Source organism: uncultured Porphyromonas sp., from assembly GCF_915070105.1.
In the GTDB taxonomy this organism is placed as follows: Bacteria; Bacteroidota; Bacteroidia; order Bacteroidales; family Porphyromonadaceae; genus Porphyromonas.
This window is the reverse complement of the sequence record NZ_CAJZFJ010000075.1, coordinates 1-9078: the sequence shown is the minus strand read 5'-3', so window position 1 is coordinate 9078 and position 9078 is coordinate 1. Positions and strand designations below refer to the sequence as shown.

Sequence of the window (9078 nt, the reverse complement as noted above, 5' to 3'; positions counted from 1 at the left end):
GGTATACAGTTGTGTACACACGTGTATACTCATCCCTCCTAGGTAGGAGGTATTCTCTGGGCATATCTAGACTAGGACATAGATACTTCTATCTTCGGCGTATGCTCCTTGACGACCTTGTCGTCACACTGTGGTGATTTCATGCATCAGCCCTGATAGCCTAGGTTATGAGGGAAGGTCAATGTAAAGTATTTAGTATATTTGCACTTAGCCTTAGAGACTATGGCCTCGGAGGCTACTACTAGATATTGAAGCATTGACATCAACACTATACCCCACCTTCACCACATGGATACAAATCTACCTCCCAAGCAACCACTAGGCTTCTGGAAGACCGTCCTAGCCTCATTCCTTGGGTTCCTTGGAGCACACCTCCTCTTCTGCTTTATCTTCTTCTTTGTCACTATTAGCCTCATTATAGGAGCTGTACTATCTGGTGATCGTAGCGTCACGATACGAGACAATACCGTCCTACGTATCGATGTCGCTTCACTTCAGGAGATCGTCGTGACGGATGACCTAAGTAGCATCATCCCCTTCGGACGCTCCTCTGAAAAGCCGGTTTCCCTAACCCAAGCCCTTCAAGGCATACGCAAGGCAAAACACAACCCCAACATCAAGGGGATCTACCTCAACGTCGAGAACCTCTCCGCTGGGCTAGCCTCCACAGATGACCTTCGTGAGGCTCTAGTAGACTTCAAGAAGAGTGGCAAGTTCATCATCGCCTACGCAGACGGCTATTCACAGAAGGCTTACTACCTAGCCTCCGTAGCAGACCGCATAGTACTCAACCCCGAGGGGATGATCCCCCTAGTCGGGATGGCCAGTAGCACCCTGATGATGCACGAAGCTCTGGAGAAACTCGGGATCAAGGCTGAGGTCTTCAAGGTGGGTACCTACAAGGGTGCCGTAGAGCCGTTCATCCTCGACAAACTAAGCGAGCCTAACCGCGAGCAGATACAGACATACCTCAATGGAGCTTGGGAGCACATGCTCTCTGGTATTGCCTCAGCACGTAAGCTCCCCATAGACAGCGTCCGTGCCTTTGCTGAAGGGGGACGTGCCTTCGCAGAGTCACAGATTTACGTAAAGAGCGGACTCGTAGACACCCTTGCCTATCGCCTAGATATGGAGGAAGTGATTGCCCGAAAGCTCGGAGTATCCTCCCCCAGCAAGGTACGTCAGGTGACCCTCAGCGACCTCGTCCTTGTGCCCGATGCCACAGATGAACCCAAGGGCTCAAAGCAAATCACTGTCCTCTATGCCGAGGGTGAAATCATGGATAGCCCCTACAGCCAAGGGGGCATACAGAGTAATCTCGCTTCACAGCTCAAGCGTCTCGGAGATGACGGCTCAAGCACCAAGGCCCTTGTCCTGCGCATCAACTCTCCGGGAGGAAGCGCATTCCTCTCAGAACAGATCTGGCACCAGATCCGAGAACTCAAGAAGAAGTTCCCCGTCGTCGTATCAATGGGTGATGTCGCTGCCTCGGGGGGCTACTACATAGCCTCCGCCGCAGATGCAGTCGTAGCTAGCCCAATGACCTTGACGGGCTCCATAGGTATCTTTGGGATCGTTCCCGAAGCCTCCACCCTTGCTAAGCGACTAGGCCTAAGCATGGATGTCGTCAAGACCTCTCCCTACGCTGACCTAGAGGTCGGGGGGATCTTCGGGATAGGCATCAACGGACTTAGCCCCGAACAGAAGGCTGTCATCCAAGGTATGGTAGAGCGCGGCTACCGCACCTTCCTCTCTCGTGTCGCCGAGGGTAGAGGGATGAGCGTAGACTCAGTAGACCATGTCGGGCAGGGTCGTGTCTGGCTCGGCGAAAAGGCTAAAGCCCTCGGTCTCGTAGACGAACTAGGTGGACTGGAGACCGCTATCAAGCTCGCCGCCAAGCTAGCGAATATCTCGGACGACTACTATATCCACTATGGCACCACGAGCTATAGCTTCTGGGATCAGCTGATGAGCAACTCCACCTCCGATGGCTTCGTTGCCCGAGTAAGGGAGAAGCTGATGACGGAGCAGGAGCGCCGTCTGCAGCAGTTCCTTCGTCAGAGCTTCACCTACACAGGCATACAAGCACGCCTTCCCTACGGCTATCCCTCCTTCTAGCCTCTCACACTCGCTGGTAACAGAAGTACAGAGCTATGACAAAGCGAAGATCCAATCCCCTACTTCACCTCCTCTCTTGGCTGTATGGCGTCGGGGTAGATATACGCAATACCCTCTTTGACCAAGGCATACTCAAGCAAAAGAAGTATCCCATCCCCCTGATCTGTGTCGGTAATATCACCGTAGGGGGGACGGGCAAGACTCCTCACATCGAGCTCCTGCTGAACCTCCTAACCCCTGAGCATCGTGTCGCCGTCATCTCTCGAGGCTATAAGCGACAGAGTCATGGGTTGCAGATAGCCACCGCCTCCTCCACTGTCCAGCAGGTGGGAGACGAGCCAAGGCAGATTGCATTGAAGTATCCCCACGTTCAGGTTATCGTCGATGGTAACCGGCGACGTGCGATGAAGTTCCTCCTTGCTCAGCCCGCAGAGCGTCGTCCCGAGGTGGTACTGCTGGATGATGGCTTCCAGCACCGCTATGTGCAGCCTTCCTTCTCTATCCTACTGGTGGATGCCTCAAGGGAGCTACACGAAGACGCTCTCCTGCCTGTCGGCTCACTGAGAGAACCTGCCTCGGCTCGCTACCGTGCCGACTGCATCATCCTAACTAAATGTCCCGTAGACCTACAGCCGATAGACCTCCGCATTATGCGTAGGAACCTCGCTCTGTATACGCATCAAGACATCTTCTTCTCTAGGATAGCTTATCAGGAGGCTCGCCCGCTGCGCAACCTAAAGCAGCCCGTGGACGAGATCTTGCCCTTTGGTGCTCCCGTTATCGCAGTAGCGGGGATAGCCTCTACGGGGCTCTTCTTCGAAGATCTGAAGCGATACTATAAGGTCATGGCGACGGTGGCCTTCCACGACCACCACAACTTCCGTTCTAGTGACCTCAAGCATATACGGGATGTCTGGGAGCGGGAGCAAGCATTCGCTGGTATCGCTCAGTCCGTATCCATCGTCTGCACAGAGAAGGATGCTGTGCGACTGATGGACCTAGAACCCAAGCTCGATGATGAGCTAGCCGAAAGGATATTTTACCTACCTATCACCACGGAGATCCTCTTCAAGCCCGAAGACTTTCGCAAGATGATCCTCCAAGCAGCTAAGGCTCTACCTCCCTCACTTCAGCGCATGAGCTAGAGGAGGGGATGGAGCTTTTATTTATTCTATGCAACGAACAGAATTGTCAAAGCTTGGCGAGTTTGCCCTGATCAAGCATCTTACGCAGGCGCTGCCCAAGCACAACGAGACGACTATCCTCGGCGTCGGTGATGACGCCGCCGTGGTAGCCTATCCACCCGAGATGCAGACCCTCCTAACCACGGACTTGCTTCTCGAGGGCATCCACTTTGACCTAACCTATACTCCCCTCAAGCACTTGGGCTACAAGGCCGCTATAGGGAGCTTCTCAGACATCTATGCTATGGGCGGGCATCCTCAGCAGCTGACCGCCTCTATCGGTGTCTCTGCTCGCTTCGCTCTCGAGGATCTGGAGGAGCTGTATGCTGGCCTACGGCTGGCCTGCGACCGCTACGGAGTAGACCTCGTAGGTGGCGACACCTCTGCGAGCCTAACGGGGCTGTGCATCAGCATCACCTGCCTAGGGATGGTGGAGAAGGGTCAAGCCATCCTACGCAGTGGTGCTAAGCCGACAGACCTGATTTGTGTCAGTGGGAGCCTAGGGGCAGCCTATATGGGTCTACAGCTACTCGAGAGGGAGAAGCGCGTGTTCGCTGGGGAGAAGGAAGGGTTCAACCCCGACTTCTCCGAGCGTGAATACATCCTAGAGCGACAACTCAAGCCCGAGGCTAGGCAGGACATCCTCCTCGCACTACGCAGCGCCGGCATCCGCCCGACCTCCATGATAGATACTTCGGACGGGCTTGCCTCAGAGCTCCTACACATAGCTACGGAGAGTGGTGTAGGGGTACGCATATATGAGGATCGCCTTCCCATAGACCACGAGACGGCACGTATGGCCGAAGAGCTTCACATGTCTACGACGACAGTGGCACTGAGTGGCGGGGAGGACTTCGAACTCATCTTCACCGTCCCCCTAGCACAGCTAGACGAGCTACGTACGCTGGAGGGCATTCGCATCATCGGACATATCACCGAGGCTAGTGCGGGCTGCTTCCTAGTCGCACCTGACGGCACTGAGCTAAGGCTCATCGCTCAGGGTTGGCCTCAGGAGCAGGCAGAGTAAGCCTAGCACCCTAAGAGCCCCCTTCCCCAAAGAGCTATTCCCTCTCCCCCGACATCCTCAAAAAAGGTATCCCCACAACCCCTTCGGAGGTTACGAGGGAACCTCACGAGAGGTTATGGGCATACCTCCAGATAGGTTACGAGGCTACCTCACGAGGGGTCACAAGCATACTGCTATGGAGGGTATAAAGAGACCTCCACCTAAGGAACGAAAGAATGAAGATAAAAGAGACCATACAGCCCTCCTACGACAAGGCCGACCTCGATGAGGCCGTCGCTACGCTACGCCAAGGAGGGATCATCCTCTATCCCACAGACACGGTCTGGGGGATAGGCTGTGACGCTACCAACGAAGAGGCCGTACAACGTATCTATGCACTCAAGCGCAGGCAGGACAGCAAGAGCATGCTCGTACTCGTCGCAGAGACCCACGAGGTAGAACGCCTCATCAGTGACGTCCCCGAGATAGCCTATGACCTGATGGAGCTAGCAGTGCGACCGATCACCATCGTCTACACCTCGGGAGCTTCGGGGGTTGCCCCTAGCCTAATAGGCGAAGGAGGTAGCCTAGGGATACGTCAGACACAGGAGGCCTTCTCCTCCGCTCTGTGCCGACAGCTTCGCCGTCCGATCGTCTCCACCTCTGCCAACATCAGTGGCGAGCCTACCCCGCTCTTCTTCTCCGGCATTAGCGAGGAGATTCGCTCGGGGGTAGACTATATCGTCCGCTATCGTCAGGAGGATAACACCCCGAGGGAGCCTTCGCAGATTATCCAGCTGGGTACGGGGGGCGAAGTGAAGGTTTTACGTCCTTAGTCATCGACACCGCTACAACATATAGATGATGAATGCACGGCTCTTCGATAGGCGGAAGCTACAGGATCAGGTGATCCTCTGGCGAGAGAAACATATCAGCGAGCGTTACTTTATCCTCCTGCTCAGTCTCTCTATAGGGGTGACGATGGCTCTCTTGGCAGCTCTGCTAAAGTTCATCATACACCACATAGAGAGCTTCGTGCTCATGCATATTGAGCAGCGAAGCTACCTCTACCTAGTCTTCCCAGCACTGGGGATCTTGCTTTCCCTGCTCTTCGTGCGCTACATCGTCCGTGACGATATCAGCCATGGTGTCACTAAGGTCTTGAGCTCGATCTCGCAACGTAAGAGTAGGATCAAGCCCCACAATACTTGGTCTTCCCTGCTTGCCAGCGCCCTGACTATTAGCTTTGGTGGATCGGTGGGAGCAGAGTCACCTATTGTACTTACTGGGGCAGCCATCGGGTCGAACTTTGGGCGTCTCTTCCGCCTAGAGCAGCGCAACCTAATGCTCCTCATCGGTTGTGGTGTGGCGGGGGCTCTAGGGGGAATCTTCAAGGCTCCTATCACAGGTCTAGTCTTCGTTATCGAGGTACTCCTGCTGGACCTTACGATGGCATCTGTCCTGCCCCTGCTGGTGAGCTCCGTCTCGGCTGCCGCCGTAGCCTATGTGCTCTCAGGCAGGGAAAACCTCTTCCTCTTCATACAGACAGATCCCTACTATATCGAGCGTATCCCACTGATGATCCTACTTGGGATCGTGTGTGGGCTTATCTCGCTCTATTTCTCTAAGACTATGTTTGGTATCGAGGGGGAATTTAGGAAGCTCAAGAGCCAGCGTACCCGCTACCTCATCTCAGCTGCTATCCTCTCCCTACTGATCTTCCTCTTCCCACCACTCTATGGGGAAGGGTACGACTCGGTCAATATCCTCCTCGATGGTCAGTACACGCAGCTACTGGAGGGTAGTATCTTTGAGGCTTTCTCCTCCTCTTATTGGGTCGTCTTTGCCTTCTTCCTATTAACGGTACTATTTAAGGTCTTTGCCTCCGTAGCCACCAACTCAGGTGGTGGGTGTGGTGGCCTCTTCGCTCCTACGCTCTTTGTCGGGGGGCTAACGGGCTTCCTCTTCTCCTATCTCGTCAATTACTTCTCCTCGATGCGCGTCTTCATCTCACCGAAGAACTATATCCTCCTCGGGATGGCTGGCCTCATGGCCGGTGTGATGCATGCCCCGCTAACAGGTGTATTCCTCATAGCAGAGCTCTCCGGAGGATACAATCTCTTCCTACCGCTAATGCTGGTATCCCTTACCTCCTTTGCTACCATACGTATCTTCATGCCTCACAGCATATACTCGCTACGTCTAGCGGAGCAGGGCAAGCTACTGACCCACCAAAAGGATACTGCCGTACTGACGCTAATGAATCTAGAGAATGTCCTAGAACATGACTTCGAAGTAGTTCATCCTGAAATGACTCTTGGGGAGATGGTCAAGGTAATCTCTGTCAGTCACCGCAACTCCTTCCCCGTAGTCAATGCCTCGGGGATCCTCGTAGGCATCGTAGAGCTTGACAACGTACGCAACATCATGTTCCGCCCAGAGCTCTATGAGCGTTATCAGGTGCGCCGTATCATGGTTGCCCCCGAAGTGAAGATCCAGTCTTCAATGCCCATGACGGAGGTAATGCGCCTGTTTGATGAGACAAAGGAGTGGAAGATGCCCGTCGTAGATGACGAAGGACGTTACCTCGGGTTTATCAGCAAGAGTACCATCTTCAATAACTACCGAGAGGTACTCAATGCTACCTTCATCGGGGACTAAGATCCAAGTATTCAAGCAAGATACATGACCCAGGAAAAGCGTGTAGGCGCACGTTCTATCGCTCAGATCTCTCCCGAGATTCTCCAGCAAATCAACCGAGGAGAGCTCGAAACAGCAAACCTCACAGAGTGGCTAGCAGTAGACCAAGTAGCACTACTACAGCATCAGTTCCACCTCCTAGGACATGACGAGTATCTTCCCCATCTCTTAGCTCAGATACATGACCAAAAGAAGCCCTCTACCAGTAGTACGTGTAGAGTGATAGGTCGTACCCTAGGACAACTCATCCTCCAGCATGCTGACGAAGCTCTGCTCCAGCAGTTGGGCTCACATCGCTCTGATATGCTTCGGTGCTGGGCTGCCTATGCTCATCCCTATACTACCCTAGAGGATGAACTGAGGTACATATACCCATTCGCTCAAGACTCACACTTCGGTGTACGGGAGGTTGCTTGGTTTTCCCTCCGTCAGCATATCATAGATGAGCTAGATGAGGCGCTGCAGTCTCTAGCACATTGGGCTATGGATCAGAACGAATATATTCGTCGCTTTGCCTGCGAAGCTACTCGCCCGTGTGGGGTATGGTGCGAGCATATCACTCGGCTTAAGGATACCCCAGAGCTGGGGCTACCTATCCTGACTCCCCTCAGTAGAGACACCTCACGATACGTACAGAATAGTGTCGGGAACTGGCTCAACGATGCCTCCAAGACCCAGCCTAAGTTCGTCGAGACGCTATGCGAGACTTGGCTTAGGGAGCATGACTGTCCTGAGACAAGATACATCACGAAGCGTGCCCTACGTAGCCTAAATAAATAACTCACTCCTATGGCTCATCCATACACACCTACCATCATCTATGAGGACAACCATCTACTCTGTGTCGCTAAGCGTCCTGGGGAGATCGTCCAAGGCGATAAGACGGGAGACGCACCTATGAGTGAGACGCTAAAGCTATGGCTGAAGGAGAAGTACCAGAAGCCAGGCAACGTCTTCCTCGGTGTGATCCATCGCCTGGATCGTCCTGTCGGGGGGCTAGTGGTCTTCGCCAAGACCAGCAAGGCACTGACGAGAATGAATGACCTCTTTCGTCACGGAGAGGTACAGAAGAAGTATTGGGCGATCGTCACTGCTACCCCACCCCAACCTGCAGGGACACTAGAGAACTACCTCATCCGCAACGAGCAGCAAAATAAAAGCTATGTCACCCGTGACCCGATGAGGGAGGGTGCCAAGCTCGCACGCCTCTCCTATCGGCTACTTGCCTCGGGAGAGCGTTACCACCTAGTGGAGGTAGAGCTCCATACGGGACGCCATCACCAGATACGCTGTCAGCTAGCTCACCTCGGCTGCCCTATCCGTGGTGATCTGAAGTACGGAGCACCGAGAAGTAATCCCGATGGCAGTATCAGCCTGCTCTCACGAAGCATCGCCTTCACTCATCCGGTGAGCAAGCTACCTATATCACTCATTGCCCCACTACCCACCGATCGTCTCTGGCAAGAGCTGGCTCGGCTAGTAAAGGAATAACGAACACCCCTAGCGGATAAATAGCGAGGGAGCATCGGGCGGACTCGACCCAATGCTCCCTCGCTTATCTTTTGGCGGATGAGGGTTATTTCTTCTCTACCTTTACGAGGGTAATCGGGTTGTTTGCCTTCTCATTGAAGACGAGGGAGATCGGTCTCTGTTCGATGAGTTTTCCTCCCTTACTGAAGATCTCGATTACGTTCTTCTTGGCAGCATCGCTGAGGAGGGGATCTCCAGCTTGTGAGGTCATCTTCATACCAGTTAGCGTCAGAACTGGCTTGGCGAAGACATATTTAGCCTCGAAGACGGTAGTGTTCAGAGCTGCAGCAGCTCCGTTGGGCTGACGTACTACGGTGAGCTTCATTACCCCACCCTTGACGAACTCGGCTTTCATCTGGATGTTGGCATCGTTCTCGATACCGATTACACCCTTAGCTTCCCAAGTGGTTCCCTCGAGAGCCATAGGCTGGGGAGTAGGGGGAGTTGGTATTTCGTTTTTCTTCTTACACGAGGCTACCCCTAAGGCAAAGACTGCTAGGAGTAGCATAGGAATGAATTTCTTCATACTGAATTGGATTT

The 9078-nt window shown here is 53.7% G+C and carries 8 protein-coding genes; 7 read left to right on the top strand and 1 reads right to left on the bottom strand.

The features are described from left to right. Positions 1-288 precede the first annotated feature (288 nt). The 7 genes from sppA to QZ554_RS07310 all read left to right on the top strand — a co-directional run bounded on the left by sppA (position 289) and on the right by QZ554_RS07310 (position 8499). Entirely contained in the window at positions 289-2118 is a 1830-nt protein-coding gene (sppA, locus tag QZ554_RS07340) for a signal peptide peptidase SppA (protein ID WP_297195470.1), read from the top strand. Between the two features lie 35 nt (positions 2119-2153). Next, entirely contained in the window at positions 2154-3263 is a 1110-nt protein-coding gene (lpxK, locus tag QZ554_RS07335) for a tetraacyldisaccharide 4'-kinase (protein ID WP_297195469.1), read from the top strand. A 28-nt stretch (positions 3264-3291) separates the two neighbouring features. After that, positions 3292-4329, top strand: a complete 1038-nt coding sequence (gene thiL, locus QZ554_RS07330) for a thiamine-phosphate kinase (protein ID WP_297195467.1) — start codon at positions 3292-3294, stop codon at positions 4327-4329. A 215-nt stretch (positions 4330-4544) separates the two neighbouring features. After that, on the top strand, positions 4545-5144 hold the full coding sequence (locus QZ554_RS07325) for an L-threonylcarbamoyladenylate synthase (protein ID WP_297195465.1): 600 nt from the start codon (positions 4545-4547) through the stop codon (positions 5142-5144). A 25-nt stretch (positions 5145-5169) separates the two neighbouring features. Then, the gene (locus QZ554_RS07320; RefSeq protein ID WP_297195464.1) at positions 5170-6969 is read left to right on the top strand and encodes a chloride channel protein; all 1800 of its coding nucleotides are present in this window, start codon (positions 5170-5172) and stop codon (positions 6967-6969) included. Positions 6970-6993: 24 nt separating this feature from the next. Beyond that, positions 6994-7788 (top strand): DNA alkylation repair protein, encoded by a 795-nt coding sequence (locus QZ554_RS07315; RefSeq protein WP_297195462.1) that lies wholly within the window; start codon positions 6994-6996, stop codon positions 7786-7788. A gap of 9 nt (positions 7789-7797) precedes the next feature. Further along, positions 7798-8499, top strand: coding sequence for an RluA family pseudouridine synthase (locus QZ554_RS07310; protein ID WP_297195460.1), 702 nt, complete (start codon positions 7798-7800; stop codon positions 8497-8499). Between the two features lie 85 nt (positions 8500-8584). Here QZ554_RS07310 and QZ554_RS07305 read toward each other — a convergent pair. Continuing rightward, on the bottom strand, positions 8585-9078 hold a 494-nt coding region (locus QZ554_RS07305; protein WP_297195458.1), incomplete at its 5' end, for a hypothetical protein.

Bases quoted from the DNA above. Each gene is read 5' to 3' on its own strand.
- sppA (WP_297195470.1), top strand. From the start codon at position 289: ATGGATACAAATCTACCTCCCAAGCAACCACTAGGCTTCTGGAAGACC.
- lpxK (WP_297195469.1), top strand. From the start codon at position 2,154: ATGACAAAGCGAAGATCCAATCCCCTACTTCACCTCCTCTCTTGGCTG.
- thiL (WP_297195467.1), top strand. From the start codon at position 3,292: ATGCAACGAACAGAATTGTCAAAGCTTGGCGAGTTTGCCCTGATCAAG.
- QZ554_RS07325 (WP_297195465.1), top strand. From the start codon at position 4,545: ATGAAGATAAAAGAGACCATACAGCCCTCCTACGACAAGGCCGACCTC.
- QZ554_RS07320 (WP_297195464.1), top strand. From the start codon at position 5,170: ATGATGAATGCACGGCTCTTCGATAGGCGGAAGCTACAGGATCAGGTG.
- QZ554_RS07315 (WP_297195462.1), top strand. From the start codon at position 6,994: ATGACCCAGGAAAAGCGTGTAGGCGCACGTTCTATCGCTCAGATCTCT.
- QZ554_RS07310 (WP_297195460.1), top strand. From the start codon at position 7,798: ATGGCTCATCCATACACACCTACCATCATCTATGAGGACAACCATCTA.